16 protein-coding genes and 1 riboswitch are annotated in these 21,006 nt (G+C 26.2%); of the genes, 13 read left to right on the top strand and 3 right to left on the bottom strand.

What is annotated here, in order from left to right:
* Positions 1 to 57 precede the first annotated feature (57 nt).
* Positions 58 to 228: riboswitch (Lysine riboswitch) on the top strand.
* Positions 229 to 473: 245 nt separating this feature from the next.
* The 13 genes from KYD98_RS06120 to KYD98_RS06060 all read left to right on the top strand — a co-directional run bounded on the left by KYD98_RS06120 (position 474) and on the right by KYD98_RS06060 (position 14,767).
* A complete protein-coding gene (locus KYD98_RS06120; RefSeq protein ID WP_219778709.1) occupies positions 474 to 1,673 on the top strand; it encodes an aspartate kinase in 1,200 nt (399 codons plus the stop codon).
* An 18-nt stretch (positions 1,674 to 1,691) separates the two neighbouring features.
* A complete protein-coding gene (gene lysA / locus KYD98_RS06115) occupies positions 1,692 to 2,990 on the top strand; it encodes a diaminopimelate decarboxylase (RefSeq protein ID WP_219778708.1) in 1,299 nt (432 codons plus the stop codon).
* 572 nt (positions 2,991 to 3,562) lie between these two features.
* A complete protein-coding gene (locus KYD98_RS06110) occupies positions 3,563 to 3,787 on the top strand; it encodes a hypothetical protein (RefSeq protein ID WP_219778707.1) in 225 nt (74 codons plus the stop codon).
* A gap of 59 nt (positions 3,788 to 3,846) precedes the next feature.
* Positions 3,847 to 4,659, top strand: a complete 813-nt coding sequence (locus KYD98_RS06105; protein WP_219778706.1) for a class I SAM-dependent methyltransferase — start codon at positions 3,847 to 3,849, stop codon at positions 4,657 to 4,659.
* Between the two features lie 205 nt (positions 4,660 to 4,864).
* A complete protein-coding gene (locus KYD98_RS06100) occupies positions 4,865 to 5,995 on the top strand; it encodes a deaminase domain-containing protein (protein ID WP_219778705.1) in 1,131 nt (376 codons plus the stop codon).
* A gap of 287 nt (positions 5,996 to 6,282) precedes the next feature.
* On the top strand, positions 6,283 to 7,365 hold the full coding sequence (locus KYD98_RS06095; protein ID WP_219778704.1) for a phage replisome organizer N-terminal domain-containing protein: 1,083 nt from the start codon (positions 6,283 to 6,285) through the stop codon (positions 7,363 to 7,365).
* A gap of 297 nt (positions 7,366 to 7,662) precedes the next feature.
* Entirely contained in the window at positions 7,663 to 7,887 is a 225-nt protein-coding gene (locus KYD98_RS06090; RefSeq protein WP_219778703.1) for a hypothetical protein, read from the top strand.
* A gap of 14 nt (positions 7,888 to 7,901) precedes the next feature.
* Positions 7,902 to 8,615 carry a protein kinase domain-containing protein gene (locus tag KYD98_RS06085; protein ID WP_219778702.1) on the top strand — a complete coding sequence of 238 codons (714 nt, stop codon included), beginning with the start codon at positions 7,902 to 7,904 and terminating at the stop codon, positions 8,613 to 8,615.
* 78 nt (positions 8,616 to 8,693) lie between these two features.
* A complete protein-coding gene (locus KYD98_RS06080; RefSeq protein WP_219778701.1) occupies positions 8,694 to 9,263 on the top strand; it encodes a hypothetical protein in 570 nt (189 codons plus the stop codon).
* Positions 9,264 to 9,562: 299 nt separating this feature from the next.
* Positions 9,563 to 11,173, top strand: a complete 1,611-nt coding sequence (locus KYD98_RS06075) for a beta-N-acetylhexosaminidase (protein ID WP_219778700.1) — start codon at positions 9,563 to 9,565, stop codon at positions 11,171 to 11,173.
* Between the two features lie 210 nt (positions 11,174 to 11,383).
* Positions 11,384 to 11,851: a UPF0158 family protein gene (locus KYD98_RS06070; RefSeq protein WP_219778699.1), complete on the top strand. Its 468-nt coding sequence runs from the start codon at positions 11,384 to 11,386 to the stop codon at positions 11,849 to 11,851.
* Positions 11,852 to 11,998: 147 nt separating this feature from the next.
* Positions 11,999 to 12,334 (top strand): hypothetical protein, encoded by a 336-nt coding sequence (locus tag KYD98_RS06065; protein ID WP_219778698.1) that lies wholly within the window; start codon positions 11,999 to 12,001, stop codon positions 12,332 to 12,334.
* A 492-nt stretch (positions 12,335 to 12,826) separates the two neighbouring features.
* The gene (locus tag KYD98_RS06060; RefSeq protein ID WP_219778697.1) at positions 12,827 to 14,767 is read left to right on the top strand and encodes a [FeFe] hydrogenase, group A; all 1,941 of its coding nucleotides are present in this window, start codon (positions 12,827 to 12,829) and stop codon (positions 14,765 to 14,767) included.
* A gap of 316 nt (positions 14,768 to 15,083) precedes the next feature.
* Here KYD98_RS06060 and hydG read toward each other — a convergent pair whose 3' ends face one another.
* From hydG to KYD98_RS06045, 3 genes are all read right to left on the bottom strand, one after another.
* Positions 15,084 to 16,502: a [FeFe] hydrogenase H-cluster radical SAM maturase HydG gene (gene hydG, locus KYD98_RS06055; protein WP_219778696.1), complete on the bottom strand. Its 1,419-nt coding sequence runs from the start codon at positions 16,500 to 16,502 to the stop codon at positions 15,084 to 15,086.
* Between the two features lie 67 nt (positions 16,503 to 16,569).
* Positions 16,570 to 16,818, bottom strand: a complete 249-nt coding sequence (locus KYD98_RS06050; protein ID WP_219778695.1) for a TM1266 family iron-only hydrogenase system putative regulator — start codon at positions 16,816 to 16,818, stop codon at positions 16,570 to 16,572.
* 390 nt (positions 16,819 to 17,208) lie between these two features.
* Entirely contained in the window at positions 17,209 to 20,943 is a 3,735-nt protein-coding gene (locus tag KYD98_RS06045) for a collagenase (RefSeq protein ID WP_219778694.1), read from the bottom strand.
* Positions 20,944 to 21,006: the final 63 nt, after the last annotated feature.

Here is a 21,006-nt window from a genome sequence, read left to right as displayed (position 1 = left end):
TGTTGCAAGTTTATATATAAAGTGTTAGAATTTTTATAAAATTGAATGAGTAAATATACCTAGGGTAGAGGAGCAATATTTAAGAGTAACTATTTGGAGCTGGCAAGCTATGATGAATAGTCAAAGGAAATATTGCCGAAGAGATTAAATTGGCGAGTTTATTCTCTGGTGTTGCATATAATATGTGTAATACTGTCGCTAATGATATAGTGGAGAGCTACAAGGTACATTTTTGTTTAACGTAAATTTATAAATTTGAAATTTATAAATATCAAAAATATATGAATTTTTTTAATATTTATTTAAGTGATATTTTAAATTTGTAAATTGTAAAAGGTTTATACAAGGGTGTAGCAGAGAGTTCTTTGCTACACCCTTTTTGACGTTAGGAAATGTATAGAAATCTAAAAATTATTAAAAGCCTAGAGTGGAAAATTTACTTGATGTTTTAAATTTTATAGGGAGTTGATAATATGGGTGTTATTGTACAAAAATATGGAGGAAGTTCAGTTGGAGATGTTAATAAAATAAAGCAGGTTGCAAAAACTTTAGTTAAAAGAAAAGAAAGTGGAGATAGTTTAGTTGTTGTAGTTTCAGCGATGGGAGATACTACAGATAATTTAATAGAGTTAGCTAAACAAATTTCTAAAGAACCTGATAGAAGAGAGTTAGATGCTTTAATAGCAACTGGGGAAATGATTTCTTCTTCTCTTTTGGCTATGGCTATTAAAGAGTTAGGATATGATGCGGTAAGTTATACTGCTTATCAAGTTGGAATTAGAGCATTAGGACCACATGGAAAATCTCTTATTGAAAATATTAATGGAGAAAAAATAAGAGAAAGTTTATTAGAAGGAAAGATAGTTGTAGTTGCTGGATTTCAAGGAATAAATGAAGATGGAGATATTACTACGCTTGGTAGAGGAGGCTCAGATACTTCAGCAGTGGCAATTGCAGTAAGACTTGATGGTGAATGCGAGATATATACGGATGTTGATGGAATATATACTGTAGATCCAAGAAAATATTCTAATGCTAAAAAGTTAGATGAAATAGACTATGAAGATATGCTTGAATTATCAAGTCTTGGATCACAAGTAATGCATTCAAGATCTATAGAACTTGCTGAAAAATATAAAATTCCAGTATATGTGGGATTAAGTAATAGTGATATTAAAGGAACTGTAATTAGGGAGGTAAAAAATATGAATTTAGAAAGTAAACCAATAACAGGAATAGCTACAAGTGAAGAGGATATAATTATAACTTTAAAAGAAGTTAAAAATGATATAAATATTATTGCAAATTTATTTGAGAAAATTGCAAGTAAAAGAATTAATGTAGATATGATAAGTCAAACTTCTCCGATTGAGGAAAATGTTAATTTATCTTTTTCAATACCAAAAGATGATTTAAGAGAATGTATGAATATAATAAGTGAATTTACAGAAAAAGATAAAGTTTTTATAGATGAAGATATAACTAAATTTTCAATAGTGGGTATTGGGATGAAAACAACATCAGGAGTTGCAGGAAGATTATTTAAATTATTTGCTGAAAATAACATTTCAATAAAAATGATTACTACATCTGAAATAAGAATAACTTGTGCAATTAAAAAGGATGATAAGGTTAAAGCTATAAATGCTACAGCTAAGGAATTTGATTTATAGTAGTTAGGAGAGATTTTTATGAAACTTTTTGGAAGTATGAAAGTAATTGATAATACATTACATATAGGAGGGGTATCTTCAGTAGAACTTGTAGAAAAGTACGGAACACCACTTTATGTAATGGATGAAGCGTTAATAAGAGATAATTGCAGAAGATATGCAGAAGCTTTTAAGATTAAAGAAAATAATAATAAGGTTATATATGCAGGAAAAGCATTTTTAACACTTGCTATGTGTAAAATTATAAATGAAGAGGGGTTAAACCTTGATGTAGTTTCAGGTGGAGAATTATATACTGCTTATAAAAGCGGATTTCCTATGGAAAACATATATTTTCATGGAAATAATAAAACACCAGAAGAAATAGAAATGGCTATAAATTTTAATATTGGTAACTTTGTAGTGGATAATTTTTATGAAATTGACAAAATAAATGAATTAGCTATAAAACATAATAAGGTTCAAAAGGTACTTTTAAGAATAACACCAGGAATAGAAGCGCATACACATGAATATATAAAGACAGGTTCTATAGATTCAAAATTTGGATTTACTATGTTAAATAATAAGACTTTAAGTGCAGTAAAAAGAGTTATTGGGTATTCAAATTTAGAACTTGTTGGATTACATTGTCATATAGGTTCACAAATATTTAGTATAGAACCATACTTAGATGAGGTTGAGTTAATGTTAAATCTTATTAAAAGTATAAAAGAAGAAACAGGTTATACTATTAAAGAATTAAACTTAGGTGGAGGCTTTGGAATTTACTATAAAGAAGGAGATGAACCTAAAAAAATAGAAGATTTTTGTTCATGTATTTTAGAAAAAGCAAAGCAGACATCATTAAACTTAAAAATGGATATGCCAACACTAATAATAGAACCAGGTCGTTCAATGGTGGGAAATGCAGGAATTACTTTATATACAATAGGTTCAATTAAAAATATACCAAATGTTAAAAAATATGCATCTATTAATGGGGGTATGACAGATAATATTAGACCTGCACTATATCAAGCTGAATATGAATGTGCTATTGCAAATAGAGTAGATAGCTATTGGAAAGAAGTTGTCTCTATATCAGGGAAATGTTGTGAGTCTGGAGATATATTATTAAAAGATGTTGAACTTCCAGAAATGTATAGTGGAGATATTTTAGCTGTATTTTCAACTGGTGCTTATGGATATTCAATGTCAAACAATTATAACAAAATACCTAGAGCAGCAGTAGTAAGTGTTATGGATGGAAAGTCTAAGGTTATGTGTAGAAGAGAAACTTATGAAGATGTAATAAGTAGAGAAATTTTAGATTAAGAATATATAAATAGGCTGTATCAAAATTAAATTTATTTTGATACAGCCATTTTGGTGTATAATATTATAAAATATTTAGATATGTTTTAAGTGAATGTTGATATTATAGTATAAACAGAATTCTTATCATCAGATAAAGCTTGTCTTTAGCTGATGATAAGAATTCGTTATCCAGGAGCGTGTAGCTGTTATGAAATTACAGATACTAGCTATCGGATAAAGCTCATGGACAGAAATGAAATAGGAAACTTGACTCATATACATTCGTCCAGTAAGTTCGAGGAACAAAATATAAAATTTTGACTCTCACTTAAGAACTCTAAAATAAAGTTTAGTCCAATTAATGCATGCTCCCAATCAAAGATTGATGACAAGCAATTAATTGTAAGCCTAAAAGGAAACTCGACTCATGTACATTCGCTGAGTAAGTTCAAGTAGCAAAATATAAAATTTTGACTTCCACTTAAGAGTTCTAAAAAGCAAATTCCAATGCCAGTTCGCACTTATACTATAATATCAACACTGTTTTAAAACATAGCGAAATATTTAAATAAGTTTTAGGGGATGAGATAATGATTTATTATTTTTCTGGTACAGGGAATTCTAAATGGGTTGCAAAACAGGTTGGAGACAAATTAAATTATGAAGTAATTAATATAATAGACATTAATAGAAATGAAAAGAAATTAGTTAGAAAAGGTGAAGTAGTAGGATTTATATTTCCTATAATTGACATTAGTAATATGTTAGAATATAATTATTTTATTGATAACGAATATCAATATCTGAAATTGTGATAGTTATTTTATAAGAACATGGAAATAAACATTTAAATATGAAGAAGGGGTGACTGAATATGAGAAAATATGAATCAAAATTAGCAGGAGTTCCAGAAACAATGCTTATACCAATATGGGCTAGAGCACAAGAGACTAAAAGATCAGATAGCATTATAAAAGACTTTAAAGCTTTAGATATAGTAAAAGGAATTGATTATGATTTTTCTGTATTTGGAGAATATGATGAATTTTATAAAACACAAGTTGGTGTTGCTGCAAGAACTAAAATATTAGATAGTTTAACTCAAGAATATGTCGAAAAAAATCCTAATGGCACCATAATAAATATAGGCGCAGGTCTAGATACAAGACCTACTAGAATAAATATAAAAAATGCTCAATGGTATGATATAGACTTAACGGAAGGAATAAATATAAGAAGAAAGTTCATAAAGGAAACAGATAAAATCAAATTTATAGGAAAATCTGTATTTGAGTATGAATGGATTGATTTAATAGATAAAAAAGATAATGTATTAATTATTGCAGAAGGAATATTTATGTTTTTTAATAGAGAACAATTAAAAGAGTTATTTAAGAACCTAGCAGATAGGTTTACAAATTCGAATATAATTTTTGAAGCAATGGATCCTATGCTTGTAGGAACAGCAAAGCATCATGAGTCAGTGAAAAAACTAAAAACACAATCTGAATTTAATTCTGGGTTCAAATCTGGAAAAGAGATTGAACATTTTGATGATAGACTTAAGTTTATAAAAGAGTGGTATCATTTTGATATCGGAGGCAAAAGGTGGAGAAAGATGAGAATACTTTGGTGTATTCCGAGATTTAAAAGAATGATGAAAATAATAAAAATTAAAATAAATTAATAGAGTTTACTTATAAAAGTATCTTATTTATAAAGTATTTATGAGTAAAGAATTTCTTATATAAAGGTATGATAATATTTGAAAATATGTGGAAGAAGTTTAGTGTTAATATAAATTGTTGGACATACTTATTAGAACTAAGTAAAATATTATTTAGTTAGTAAATAGTCCATGGATAAATAGGGACAAAAGATAAGAGGTAAATATGACACAAATAAGTATTCCATTAAAGAAGAAAAAAGAACGAATAAATATTAATAATATAAATGATTTTAAAGATGCATTAAAAAGAGAAGGATATAAGATAAACGAATTTGATGAGGAAATATTTAAAGAAGAAATAAAAAAGATTTTTAAAAAGGATAATAGCATAACAGAAAAAATATATAAATGCATTAATGATGCTAATATTACTTATAGAGCAAATGATATTAAGGATTTTATAAATTATATAGAAAAAATTATGTTGTTTGAAAATGAACATCACAAACTATGTAAAACAATAAGAGATGTAAAAAGACTAAATATAGATAGAATTGAATATGAACGGGAACCGAGCTACCAGGATAATGTAGAAGACATTCTAAATGAGATAGAAAAAATAAAAAGTAAGATATCTAGAACAATAAGTGAAGAAGAAAAAGCAAGATTGGAAAGTTTAGAAAAAGAAATAAATGAAGACTATCTTTATGCAAAGGATATTGAACTATTAAAAAAAATGCTTCTTTTAAAAAAAGAAGCTGTAAAAGAAAAATATAATGTTAAAACAAGAACTAAAACAATATCAATAGAAATACCTGAAAAGATAACTTATGATTATATTCCAGTAAAGAAAGGCACCGTAGAATATCATCAACATTTAAAAAGTAATATACCAAGAATGCAGCGTTTAATAAAAAATATAAATAAATATATGAAAGCTCAAGAAAAAGAGAAAACAACATTTAACATAGATCAAAGCAAAGCACTGCAAGACTCTATAAATATAGCAATAGCAGTATATGATAATAAGGAGTTTAAAGCAATTAGTGGTAGCAATAATATAGCAGGTTATTGTAAAGCACCTTCGCTTGCAGAAGAGAGTTTTAAAAGTAGTAAAGTTAATAAATTAGGCAAATTAGGTATAGGATATAATAGAGTTAACGATAGTGAAAAAAAGATACTTGAAGAAATACATAAACAAATAGAAGAGAAACTATTAAAAAATGAAGGGGAACTTATTTTATATAGTAAATGGGAACCATGTCCAAGCTGCTATTTTGTAATTAGTCAGTTTTGTAAAAAACATCCCAATATAAAAGTACAAGTGAAATATAGTAAAAAATATGGTGAATAACATCTTAATTTAATGGAAATTTGAATTTCTATTTAAATATATAAATAATTATAATAGCTAATAAACCTCTAAAAGAAGAGTTTAATAAAAAATTATAATATATGAAACCCACGTTTAAGGTACTTCAATGTACTGATTAACGTGGGCTTTATTAAAATATTTTAAAAAATTTAAAAAATTTTAAATTTTATATACAAAATTTCTTTTTAAAGCATATATATTAATTGAAAAGATAAAAAATACATAATTTTTAATTAGTAATATAAATTTAAAAGGGGTTGTTAATAATGAGAGATAGAAAATTTGTTAAATTAAGAGTTGATATGTATGAGGATACTAAGTTTAAGATAATAGATAGGATGGAAGAAAGAGATGTGATTCATTACATTTGGACTAGATTATTAGCTTTAGCTGGTAAAGTGAATTTAGAAGGAAAGTTATATATGTCAAAAAATATTCCTTATACAGTAGAAACTTTATCAATAGAGTTTAATAGAAGTACTGAAAAAATCCAATTAGCTTTAAATGTATTTAAAGACTTAGAGATGGTTGAATTAACTGAAAGTAATGTTTACAAGATAAGAAATTTTGCAAAGCATCAAAATATTAAGGTTAAGGAAAAAATAGAAAATAAAGATAATAATATAGAATTTAATGATAAAGAAAATTTATCAAATCAAAAATTAGAAAATAAAGAGTATATGGAAGAGGAATTTAATAATATTGCTACAAGTATAGATAGGAAAGATAAAATTGAGGAAGAAAAAGATTTAGAAAATAAGGATTTGAAAAATCAAGACTGTATAGAAAAGAAATCTAAGAAGATTAAGGAAAAGAAAATTAAAAATAGTATTCAAAATATAAATGATAACAAAAAAAATGAAAATAAAGAAAATATAAAGAAGAAAGATTTAGATAAGCAAGTTTTAAAAGAAAATGAAAAGATTAGTCAAGTTCTATTAAATGCAAAGTCAAATAATCCAAGTTATCAGGATGTTGATAATACATTTAAAGAAGAAAGTGAAAAGAAGTTTAAAAGTGAAGATAAGTTAAAAAAAGAAAAGAAAATTATAGAATTTAAAAATTCTCAAAGTGAAAATACTATTTTAAATAATATAGATGAACAATGTCAAAATAAACAATTGAATAGTAATAAAGAGTTAGAATTTAGTGAGGATTTATTAGTAGATAATAAGAAAAAGAAGAAAACAAGTAAAAAAAATAAAAAAACCAAGAATAGTGTTAAGAAAGATATAGAAAATGATAATGATATTTTTAAAATAGATGATGATGATTGTTTGGGAGAAATGTGTGATTGGGAAGAAAATCCTAAAATTGAGGGTGAAGTAGTTAAATTCTTTAGTTTTTAATACGTTTTTTTATTTTGTTATATTAAAGTTATTATGTGAATTAAAATATGAATTATTATGTTAATTATAATAGAAATATTTATTATATTTAGTTTACATTTCTAGATTTATCTTAAAAGAAATTGTAAGTAACAATTATGCTTTTAGTGTAAGTGATAACTTTAAGTTTGTATATATTAAAATTTGTAAAAAACTTAAGATATAATAAAAAAATGTAACACAATATAACTATAAATCATAATATATATCAAGGAATACAAATTTAAACAAATGATAAAATAATGTGAGGTGTTTTATATGAATTGTTATGCAAATGAGTCTTATAGAGGTCATAATTATTATAGACCAAGAGGGAACGTTTATAGTGATTCAAGAAGTAATGCAAGTGAATCATATAGTGGATCAGCATTATATAGTGGATCAGCATCATATAGCGGTTCTGGCTCATACAGTGGTTCATACAGTGAATCTGAATCATATAGTAGACCATATAGCAATTCAAGTCAATCTTATAGCAAATAATGGTATGCTTATAAATGGATAAATATTACAAGAAAGAAGAAGTGGTAAATGGATATTCTATTATAAGAATAATAGGACAAGGACGATATGGAATTGTTTATTTGGCTACAAATTATAAAAATGAAAAATGTGTAATAAAACAATTAAAACAAGACATGCTTAAGAAAACTAGAGAAAAATTGTTTTATGAAAAAAAGATATTACAAAGTTTGAATAGCCCTAATTTTCCTAAATTTATATGTGAATTTAAAGATGAATATAGAGAAGGATATATATTAGAATATATTCAAGGAAGAGTATTTGAAGATTTATTATTTAAAGATAGATATAATTTTACCAAGGGTGATATTTATAAAGTTGCAAGTCAACTTTTAGAATTAGTAGAATTACTACAAAATAATAATGTAGTTCATCGAGATATTAGACTTCCAAATGTAATATTAAAAGAAAATAATGAGCTAGCTTTGATTGATTTTGGTTTATCTAGATTTATAGATAATGAAAGATATGTAAAGGAAATGGATTATTGGTATATAGCGGATTTTTTAATTCACTTATACTATTCATCTTATAAACCAACTAATGAAGAAGAAAAACCTTGGTTTGAAGAACTTGATTTAAATGAAGAAGAAAAAATTTTTCTTAAAAGACTAATGGGTATTGAAGATAATTATCATAATATTGAAGAAATAAAAGAGCAATTAGAGAAAATTAAAAATATAAAATAATAAAAATAAACCATGTAACTATGATAATTTAAAAGTTACATGGTTTATTGTTAAATACTAAAATAGGAGGTATATATTATGCCAAATTCAATTGGGATATTTAAAATATATCCTGAAAGTTTTAGAGCAAATTTATATACAAGACATCCATTTAGAATGATTGGATTGATAGATGTAGATATTATATATATTGACACAATAGAAAGAGTGACTTTATCTTTTTTTAGATCATCAGGAACTAATAGTGGAAAGATTAAAGGATTATGGTATCCAATAGTTGGAATAAAAACTCATACGGGAATTTTTAGGGAATTTACAAGATATATAAATTATGTTTTAACTAATACTACAAAAAATGGAGTAGCAGGTGAGGGGTGGCTTGCTAAATCTTTATTTTTTGATAAGAAAGATTTGGATACGTCTAAAATCAGAGGCTTTTCAAGTGGAATGCATTATAAAAGTCTTTTATGGATAGGAGAAACGTTAAGAGATTTATATGAAAAAGGAAAATTTGAAGAAATGTATTCATTAGATGCTAAAAAATTAAATTCTATAATAACTTCAAAAGATATATATGAAGGTAATAAACGTAGTCAAAGGGAAAATTTTGAAAAAATTATAGAGGATATATTTAAAAAATATAATTAGTTATTTTGTTATAAAAGTTTAGATATAAGAAACAATAAGTTATAAGAATGTAATTAAATTCAAATTAATAACTTATCTTAAAATTAAGTAAGTAGAATGAGCTTTACAAAAGCTCATTTTTAATGAGCAAAAGTAAAATAGTATTAATAAATATATAGGGTTATATATTTATTATAATTTTATAGTATATACTTAAGGATCTTAGGTTATAAAATAATAATGAAGGTTTAACTAATTTAGTGATTTACATAATAATGTATTACAAAAATGTATTCTAAAATGTGTAAGGGTGTGAGTTGATGAAGAATGTATCTAATAGAAAGTTTATATTTATAATGACACTATTATTAATAATGTCAATAGTTTCTATTTCAATAATTTTAAATGGAAATAATAATTCTAAAACAATTTTTGCAGTAGAAAACAGTAATAATATTATTATTCCAAAACCCTTAAGTTATAAAAAGGGTGAGGGTAAATTTATACTTACAAAAGATGCTAAGATTTATGTAAAAGGAAATAATGAACAAGAAACAGAAGAGATTAGTAAAATTGCAGAATTCATAAAAGAAAAACTAAAGATTTCAACAGGATTTGAACTAAATATTATTAAAGGAGAAGAAGGGAAAAAAGGTGGTATTTATTTAACAACTATAGGTTCAGATAAAAATCAAGGCAATGAGGGTTATAAAATTATAACTACTTCTGAAAATGTTAAAATTATAGCGTATAAGCCAGAAGGAATTTCAAGAGGAATTCAAACATTAAGACAATTATTACCACCAAGTATTGAAAAAAATACTGTAGTTAAGGATGTAGAATGGAGCCTTCCGGTTGTAACAATAGAGGATAAACCTGAATATGCTTACAGAGGATTAATGATTGATGTGGCTAGGCACTTTTTTACTGTAGATGAAATTAAACGTCAAATAGATTATGCAGCTCAATACAAAATAAATAAAGTTCATTTGCATCTTAGTGATGATCAAGGATGGCGTTTAGAGATAAAAAAATATCCAGATTTAACGACTATAGGTGGAAGCACTGAAGTAGGTGGAGGAAAAGGAGGTTATTATACTCAAGAGCAATTTAAAGATTTAGTTAAATATGCATCAGAAAGATATGTAGAAATAGTTCCTGAATTTGATATGCCAGGTCATAGTAATGCAGCATTAGCATCCTATGGATTTTTAAATAAAGATGGCAAAAAAAAGCCTTTATATACAGGAACAGATGTAGGATTTAGTTCTCTTATGACTGATAGTGAAAAGACGTATGAATTTATTGATGATGTAATTAATGAAGTTTCTCAAATTTCACCTTCAAAATATATTCATATAGGTGGAGATGAAGCAGATAAGACTAAAAAAAGTGATTATGATTACTTTGTAGGAAGAGTATCTAAAATAGCTCAAAAGTATGGAAAAACTCCAATAGGTTGGGATCCTATTGATACATCTCCAGAAATAGATTCAAGTGTAATATTACAAAATTGGAAGGATTCAAACAAAGCAGCTAGGGAAAAAAATATGAAAATGATTATTTCAATTGCACAAAAAGCTTATTTAGATATGAAATATAACGAAAGAACACCATATGGATTATCATGGGCTGGTTATATTCCAGTTGAAACTGCATATAAATGGGATCCTATTGATTATGCTCCAAAAGAATTAGTTTTAGGTATAGAAGCACCATTATGGACAGAAACAATTTCTGATACAAAAGCTATGGACTATATGATATACCCAAGATTATTAGGATATGGTGAAATAGGTTGGACACCAAAAGCTAATAGAGACTGGAATGAATATAAGATTAGATTAGAAAAGCATGGTGAAAGAATGAAAAATCAAGGAATAAATTATTATAATGATAGTAGCATATGGAAAGATACAAAAAGTAATTAATATAAACTGTAATTTATGATATATATAATAAATATTCTATATAACTTTATCTCCATATTGATAAGCTATATGATTTATAAATATTCTAAGATTTATATTAATGAACAAACTTTATTGGAACTTATATGTAATAAATGTTTTATGTAACTAAGTTATAGTTTATAATTATAATGTAAATTTAAATAAAAGTATTAATTTAAGGGGTAAACGATGCAAGTTAATTTAAAAGATGTAATAGAGGCAATAGAATTTGAAGGGGATTTATTGACTCATTATTACAATAAAAAAACAGGTGTAATTATATATGCTGAAGATGAAAGTACTTCAAATTATAAAGCAGAAGACATTAACAATCTTAAAAATTTTGAGGAATGGGAAAGGGAATTGATAAGTTGTTTATATGACTTAAAGGAAAATTTTGAAGATTATATTCAATTACCAAATAAATATGAAATTAATGAATATGCAATGATGGTAGAGTTTTGTAGGTCTTTAAGTGATGAAAATTTTAAAGATAAGGATTTAGAAGAAATACAAAAAGAATATTCAATACGTAAATTAAGAGAATATATTGAAAGTATTGAGCGTCTTAGTGAGTGGTATGATTACAGGGAGAAGGCTGAATATCAATTGGCTATTAATTGGTGTGAAAAAAATAATATAGAATATATAGAATAAAACTTCACCTCAAACATTAGACATGTATTTAATGTTTGGGGTGATATTTTAGTATAAGCACATTTATAACACAAAATAGTAACAATTTTCTTTTAAATTATATAATATATAATACAAAAGGAAACATTATGGTAGGAGATAAAGAGTATGAATAACTACAATGCATTATATAATGTAAATGAAATAGTTGTTAAACCAGAACTTGAAGATTCATATAAGAAATTTTCTAAAAAACTTAATAATTATTTATTAAAGAAATATAATAAGTATTATGCAGGTTTACAACTTTATGAAAGTAATGAGTACTATAATAGATTTTTTGTTGTAGCAAGATATAAAGATGTATGTGGACTATATAAAGTAATAACTAAGATCGTTAAAGATATAGAAAATATATATGATAAGATATGGGGTTGTTATGTTCAACGTATGCCAATATTTTCATTTTTGGATTATACAAAAGTAATTCCACATCAACATTAGTATTAATTCAAAATATTTTTAAATAGTTATTTATAAAAATACTTCAGCAAAGTTTAAACTGGAGTATTTTTAGTTATAAACTTTATTAAAATTTATATATTTAAAAAAAGTATACACTTATGATAGTTATATTATAATTTCTAAGTATATTTAGAGTAATAATAAAAAATATAATGGATATATTTGTATAGTTAAGGATAAAATAATTTTTATAAGAGTTTATTTGATTTTAAGCTCTTATTTTAATGTTTAAAAATATGTATAATATAGATAAGGAGTTATTACTTTTATATAAAAATAGTTTAATTTTTATATATTAAAGAAATAATTAAAAATTTATATTATTTGTTAAAAAGGGGGATTATATTACAGAAAAATCAAAAGATATTATTAGAATGTATAAAGATAAAAAATTTAAAAAATAAAGAAATAATTATAAATATATAAAATGCAATAGTTATGTTTGTACTAGATATTGAAGGAGTGAAATTTATGTCATATAAAAATAATACTTTTATACAAAGTTCATTAGGTTCTGTATTTTCAACTTTTAGTGAAGAAGAACTAAAAGAAGTAACAAGTAATGAAAAAAGAAGTATAGCCATTTGTGGAAAGATTAATAATCCAGGAATAATAGAAGTTCCAGAAGGTTCAACTCTTAGAGAGATATTAGAAATTTGTGGAGGACTTATAAATAAAAGCACGTTTAAAGCAGCACAGATTGGAATCCCTTTTGGAGGTTTTTTAAATGAAGATAGGTTAGATAAAGAATTTGATTTTGGATTATTTTATGGAAATATTAGTAGAGTTATTATTATTTTATCTGAAGAAGATTGTATAATTCAATATGGAAAATTTTACATAGAGTATTTATTAGCCAAAATTAAAGAAGGTACTTATAAAAATTATGAAATAGTTAAAGATGAAATAACTAGGATGCTAAAAGTTTTAGATAGAATAAGTAAAGGCGTATCTGATATGCGTGATGTTTATAGTTTAAGAAGTTTAGCACAAGATGTAAAAAAGAAATTGCATCAAAAACATAATTTAATAGAAGAAATTGTAGGAAGTTTTTATCATGAAATAGAAGAACATATAGAAGAAAAGAAATGTTACACATCACAATGTAATCATCTTATAAAATTAACAATTACAAAAAAATGTATTGGATGTGGAAGTTGTAAAAGAGCATGTCCTGTAGATTGTATAGAAGGAGAATTAAAAAAACAACATAATATAGATTATAATAGATGTACCCATTGTGGAGCATGTATATCTGCATGTCCTGTTGATGCTATAACAGCAGGGGATAATACAATTAAGTTTCTTAGAGATTTAGCTACACCTAATAAACTTGTAATTACTCAAATGGCACCAGCTATAAGAGTTGCAATAGGTGAAGAATTTGGATTTGAACCAGGAGAAAATGTAGAAAAGAAATTAGCAGCAGGTCTTAGAAAATTAGGAGTAGATTATGTATTTGATACTACATGGGGAGCAGATTTAACCATAATGGAAGAAGCCGCAGAGCTTCAAGAAAGACTTGAAAAATATTTAGCAGGAGACAAAGATGTTAAATTGCCAATACTTACTTCGTGTTGTCCTTCTTGGATTAATTTTATAGAAAAAAATTATGCAGATATGCTAGAAGTACCTTCTTCAGCTAAATCACCAATGCAAATGTTCGCTACTATAGCAAAAGAAATATGGGCAAAAGAAAAAGGATTTTCAAGAGAAGAAGTAACCTCAGTTGCAATTATGCCATGTGTTGCTAAAATATATGAAGCATCAAGAGAAGAGTTTTCAGTAGATATGAATTATGATGTAGATTATGTAATTACTACAAGAGAACTTATAAAGATATTTAAAAACTCAGGTATAGATTTAAAAGAACTTGAAGATGAAGAAATAGACAATGTTATGGGTGAGTACACTGGTGCGGGAATTATTTTTGGTAGAACTGGTGGAGTTATAGAAGCAGCTGTTAGAACTGCAATTGAAAATATGACAGGCAAAAGAATTGATAATATAGAATTTGAAGGTCTTAGAGGATGGGATGGATTTAGAATTTGTGAGATTGAAGTTGGTGATCTTAATCTTAGAATAGGGGTTGCACATGGACTTAAAGAAGCAGCTAAGATGTTAGATAAAATAAGATCAGGTGAAGAATTCTTTCATGCAATTGAAATTATGGCTTGTGTAGGTGGATGCGTAGGTGGCGGTGGTCAACCTAAAATAAGAAAGAATAAACAACAAGTTCTAGAAAAAAGAGCAGACGGTTTAAATGAAATAGATAGATCTAAAGAACTTAGAAGATCTAATGAAAACCCAGAAGTACTAGCTCTTTATGAAAAATATTTAGATCATCCATTAAGTCATAAAGCTCATGAACTACTTCATACAAAGTATTTCCCAAAAGTTAAAAAGAGATAATTATTATTTAAAATAATTCAAAAAGGATGTAGTAGATTTGCTTTTACACAAATCTCACTACATCCTTTTTTATAGATTAGATTTTATATTTATTTAATGCTATGTTTTAAGTAAAGGTTGATATTTTAGAGTTCTTAAAGTAAATTCCTCTGTCCATGAGCTTTATCCGATAGCTAGTATCTGTAATTTCATAACAGCTACACGCTCCTGGATAACGACTTCTAACCATTAGTCAAAGACAAGCTTTGTCTGATACTAAGAATTCTGTTTATACTATAATATCAACCCTATTTTAAAACATAGCGTTATTTAAAAATTAGAATCTAAAATCACGCTTACCTTCATTTAATTCTTCTAAATGTTTAAGTACTACTTCTTTAACTTTATCACTTGGAATTCTAGTAATTTCTTTTCCTATTACTTTTTCTCCATTTTCTTTAGTATTTGAAGAAGCATAGTCTTCTAAATATTCTTTTAAAGTCATTAAAGCGTTAGGTTGACAACAGTTAGCTATTTGACCAGACTTAACAAGACTCATAAATCTATCTCCAGTTCTACCTTCTCTATAGCAAGCAGTACAGAAACTTGGGATATGTCCCATTTCTAATAACCAGTTAACTATTTCATCTAAAGTTCTATTATCATTTACATCAAATTGAGATGAATTTTCTTCTTCTTTTTCTTTTTCAGAGTATCCACCAACACTTGTAGAAGATCCACCACTTAATTGAGAAACACCAACTTTTAATAGTTTTTCTCTTGCTTCTTGAGACTCTCTAGTTGAAACAATAATTCCAGTATAAGGAACAGTAATTCTTAAAATAGCTACTATTTTTTCTAATAATTCATCTGAAATAGCGTTAGTAAAGTCTTCAGGATTTATATCGTCAGCTGGTCTTATTCTAGGAACACTTATAGTATGAGGACCAACTCCTTTAGCAGCTTCTAAATGTTCAGCGTGCATTAATAAACCAACAAAATCATATCTATAAAGATTTAATCCAAATAAAACACCACATCCAACATCATCAATTCCACCGTCCATAGCTCTATCCATAGCTTCTGTATGGTAAGCATAATCATGTTTTGGACCAGTTGGGTGAAGTTTTTCATAAGCTTCTTTATTATAAGTTTCTTGGAATAAAATATATGTTCCAATTCCAGCTTCTTTAAGTTTTCTATAGTTTTCAACTGTTGTAGCTGCTATATTAACATTAGCTCTTCTTATTGCACCATTTTTATGTTTTATACTATAAATAGTTTTTATACTTTCAAGAACATACTCAATAGGATTATTAATAGGATCTTCACCAGTTTCTAGTGCAAGTCTTTTATGTCCCATATCTTGAAGTGCGATTACTTCTTTTTTTATTTCTTCTTGAGTAAGTTTTTTTCTTCTTATATGTTTATTTTTGTGATGATATGGACAATAAGTACATCCATTTACACAATAATTTGATAAATAAAGAGGCGCAAACATAACAATTCTATTTCCATAGAATTTTTGCTTTATCTCTTTAGCTAAATCATATATTTTTTCAAGTTCTTCATCTAAGTCACATTCAAGTAGCACAGCAGCTTCTCTGTGAGAAAGACCTTTACACTTTTTTGCTTTTTCTAAGATTTCATTAATTAAAATTTTATTTCTTTTATTTTCTTCTGCAAATTTAAGTGTTTCTAAAATTTCTTCATGGTTAATAAATTCAGTTGCTACATTTGATTTTACATTATACATGTCAAACATCTTCTTTCTATATGAATTTTAATAAAGCTGTTCTGACAACATTAAAGTTAACGAGAATTTATTCTATTTTTGAATACATAGTTTTTACATTTATGCCTTTTAACATACCCAATTTACCAGATAATGAACTTATAATATCATTACTAGCATCAACTATGATACTTATAATAGCGAGATTTTTTTCCTTATAAGGAAGTCCCATTCTTCCGATTATATACTTATTATAATCATGTAATATGATATTTACTTTTTCAGTTGCAGTTATATCATGAACTATTATTCCTATTAATGCAATTCTTGTATCCATAATATTTTCATTCCCTTCTTAATTAAGTAAATAAAAAAATCCCATACCAAAAAGGCATAGAGATATATACTTAATTATATACTTGCCTTATCACTTGGGTAGACCCCTCATGTACTTCAGAACATTTTGTTAGCTTTTATCTTTTCTCTCAGGAATATCCTTAAAGTAAGATTCGAATTAATTTTATCACAAATTAATATTTTTATCAAAAAATTAACTATAATCAAAAGTTAGAATGAATATTATATTTTAACAATTTGTTTAAAATAAAACTAAATATTAGATAATGTAGGGACGACTTTAACGTTTATATTGTAGTAAATTAATGAATCTAGAAATTAATAATAAAAGGCTGAAAATTAGATTTAATCTAATTTTCAGCCTCTTATATTAAATTTGCTTTATTGTTAATTTATAAGTACCATCATCAGATGAATATTTATATACTAATAAGTAGTATTTTCCAGGAGTAACATTAACATTTCCTATAACTGAATTTCCAGATTTTGAACCATAACTAATATAGTTATTTAAATCTTTTTCGCTAAAAAGTTGCCATGCTACACCTAAGTTATCTAAACTCTTTAAATTAATAGCTAAATCTTGAGCTTTAGTTACATCAAAGCAATAAATATCTTGATTATCATCTCCATTTAAGCTATCTGAAATAGTAGAGTGAGTTGTGATTTTATTTGCAGATTCAAAGGAATCATCATTTTTATCTTCTACAACATCATTACTTGTTGATGATTTTTCAATATTTCCATCTACTTTTAACTTGTAATCTGAACTGTTGCCATTTGTTTCATAGGCTACTATATAATATTTTCCAGGTTTATCTACTTTAAAACTTCCAGAAAATTTATTACCATCTTGTTTTGATGCATAGCCAATATAGTTACTAGTATCTTCATTATTAAAAGCAAGCCAATTAACGGTAGAGGAATCACTGTTAGTATTTTCTAAAGTTACATTTATAGTTCCAGCACTTAAGGCATTAAAACAATAAGTATCACATCTATCAGAAGGATCTAAATTACCACTCATTACTTGGTTTTTAAAAATACTGTTCGCTGACTCAAAATCATCATTGTATTCTTCTTCTTTTACATTAATTGTATCATAATCAGGAGCTTCATCCGGCTTTGTTTCTGAGTTTTCATCAGGATTTACTTCAGGAATTTCATCCGGCTTTGTTTCTGAGTTTTCATCAGGATTTACTTCAGGAATTTCATCCGGTTTTGTTTCAGAGTTTTCATCTGAAGATCCTTCAATTACAAATTTATAATCAGTTTTTTCTTTTGAACATTGATATACAATTAAATAGTATTTACCAGGTTCAAGACTAATAGTTTTTGAAAGTTGATTCATATTGTATTCTGGGAAAGCAATAGATTTATTTGTATCTTCAGTATTAAATAGTACCCAAACCAAATTATTTTTTTCACAACTATTACTTTCTAAAGTAATAGTTATGTCATCAGGTTTTGTAACTTCAAAAGAGAATGTATCTTGTAAATCATCTGCTTGTAAGTTTCCTGAAACTAAGTCATTTAAGTGAATTTTATTAGCATTTTCAAAATCATTATTATATTCTTTTTCTGTTACTGGATTTCCATTAAGGATTTTATGTATAACTATTTCTGAAGTTTCTTCTACCTCTAATCCTCTAGAATCCAAAACTGTAAGTTTTACTGTGTAATTACCAGGTTTTTTATAAGTGTAAATAGGATCTTTTTCTGTACTAGTGTTACCATCACCAAAGTCCCATTTATAAGATACTATTTCACTATTATCTGTTGAACATTCACTAGTAAATGGAATTTTTTCACCTACATTACACTCACTTGGACATTTTAATGAGATTGAAGTTTCTTCACTAAAGTTTTCATTATGAGATAATAATCCGTGGAAAACCACATCATATTCAACTTCATTATATGAATTTACTTTAGGATTTATAAAATAAGCTGTAACTGTTTTATATCCATTCCATCCTAATTTATCTAGTTTTTCCAATGTTTCATTAATTTTTTTATTCATTAAATTCCAATTTTCATTTTCGTCTTTATTTAATCCTAATTTATATGTTGATTTTAAAGTATAGGTATTAAAATATTCAGACTTTTCTTTAACTATTTCAGAATTGCTTAAGCCCATAGTTTTTTCAATATCTTTTTTTATTTGATCTAGACTCTTATTAGTACATTTTTTCATGTAATCATCAGATACTAGAGGTATTTTATAGTTATCATAATTATTAACTAGTTTATCCATATGTTTTTGATATTGTCTATCTAAATTTTTATCTTTACTTGAAGATGATATTATAGAATCATAATTATCAACATCATTAGATTTCATTGAATCTACTAAATTTTTGAATAAAGGTCTATTATTATTATACATATAATCTGAAAAAGCATATCCATAATTATAGAAGTCCCATCCATCTGAATAAGAGGAATGGAATAAATTATTTGCACTAAGTCTTTCAGCTTCAGATTTACCTATACCTGAGACCATTGATTTTCTAGGTAGTATAGTATTTCTAGTTGAACCAGCAAAGAATTCAGCAGAACCTTCTTCAAACCATGTAAGTCTTGAAGGATTTCCTTTATAAAAATCTCCTTGATTAAATAAACCTGGAACTAAATAACGTCCTTGTAAATAATGGGTATATTCATGTCTGAAAAGTTCTTCTAAACTAAATATACTATCGTTAGGAGTTCTTTCATATGTAAAGAAAGTACCTTTTCCTTCAATATATATACCACCATTATCAACGGAATATCCATATAAAAGTCTATTAACTTTGTATTCCTGTGGATTGTTATAAATCACCATAGTCAATACATCATCTGCATTACCAGGTTCTAAAGGCGTATCACTTCCAATTAATCTATGAAATTGAGATTTTACTTCTTTAGAAGCCCAATAAAGTCTTTGTATTTTTGCTTCGGATACTTTATCACCAGCTTTAATAATCATTTTTCCATCATCAAATGTGTAAGTTTTAGGCAAGAAGATATTTTTTTCATCTTCAAGAATTTTCTCTACATCTACAAGTGAACCACTTGAAGTTTCACACTTAAACTCATCTCTTAATGAACTTAAAGCAGTAATATATTGTTCAGATGAATTAGGGAGAGTATGTAAACACGTATCTATAACTTTATGTGGAATTTTTGAATTACTATGATATTTAGCTAATTTACCAGTAAAATATATGCCATTATTTATAAGCCATCCATTTTCTTCAGTTATGTCAGTAATAGATGCAAACTTTGAAACTGCATTTATGAAAGTATCAATTTTTCCAGACCAAGGAGTGTTTTTACCATCTGTTATATTATGATTATAACTGTATTCATTAATATCATATGTTATTTCGCTCATGATTTTTAAGACAGCATCAGATTTTAATCTATCCTCTGGATATTCATTAATTATTTCATTATTATATTGTTCTAAAATTGCTACTGACTTATTGACTATTTCTGGATTGCAAGAAGCATTTCCTATAAGCTTACCAAAAGCTAGGACTACTTTATCTTGACCTTCTTCACCTAACTTAAAGTTTGGGTTATTTTCCATAGCAATTAATGCAGGAATGCATTTATCATGAAAATTCCTATCTTTTAAATACTTTAAAGAATCATTATAAAATCCTAAATAAAATCCAGATCTTAAAATTTCTACTAATGTATCAATTCCGTTATCATCAGTAGCTGTAAAAGTAGAAGCTTTTTGATATAATCCATCTATCATAGCTTGTACACGATTTTTATCAGAATAAAACTTTTGAGTATCATCATTGTATTTAAAAATATCAGAAATATCTTTCCAAGATATTTTTGAAGATAGTTCAATAATTTCTTCATTACTTAATTGATTAAGATCTTTAAAAGAATATTTTTTTGTAGTTGGTTCTGAATAAGTTTTTTCTGCACCTTTTACTTTATCGTAATTGTTCTCTGAGTTAATTTCATCAACTGAACTAATTTTACTTAAGTGATTTTCATTTGTGCTATTAGTCGGTACAGATATACTAGCAAAACATTTTGAACTTAGACTAAAGCTTAAAGCTAGAGCACAAAGTATTGTAAGAATTTTTCTTTTCATTTTACACCTCATAATTTTCTATTTTAATAATTTAATAAAATTTTTAATACTACTAGTAGGAGA

The organism is Clostridium weizhouense (assembly GCF_019431045.1).
Lineage (GTDB): Bacteria > Bacillota > Clostridia > Clostridiales > Clostridiaceae > Clostridium > Clostridium weizhouense.
The sequence above is the reverse complement of the archived record's forward strand: the minus strand, read 5'-3'. Positions and strand labels throughout refer to the sequence as shown.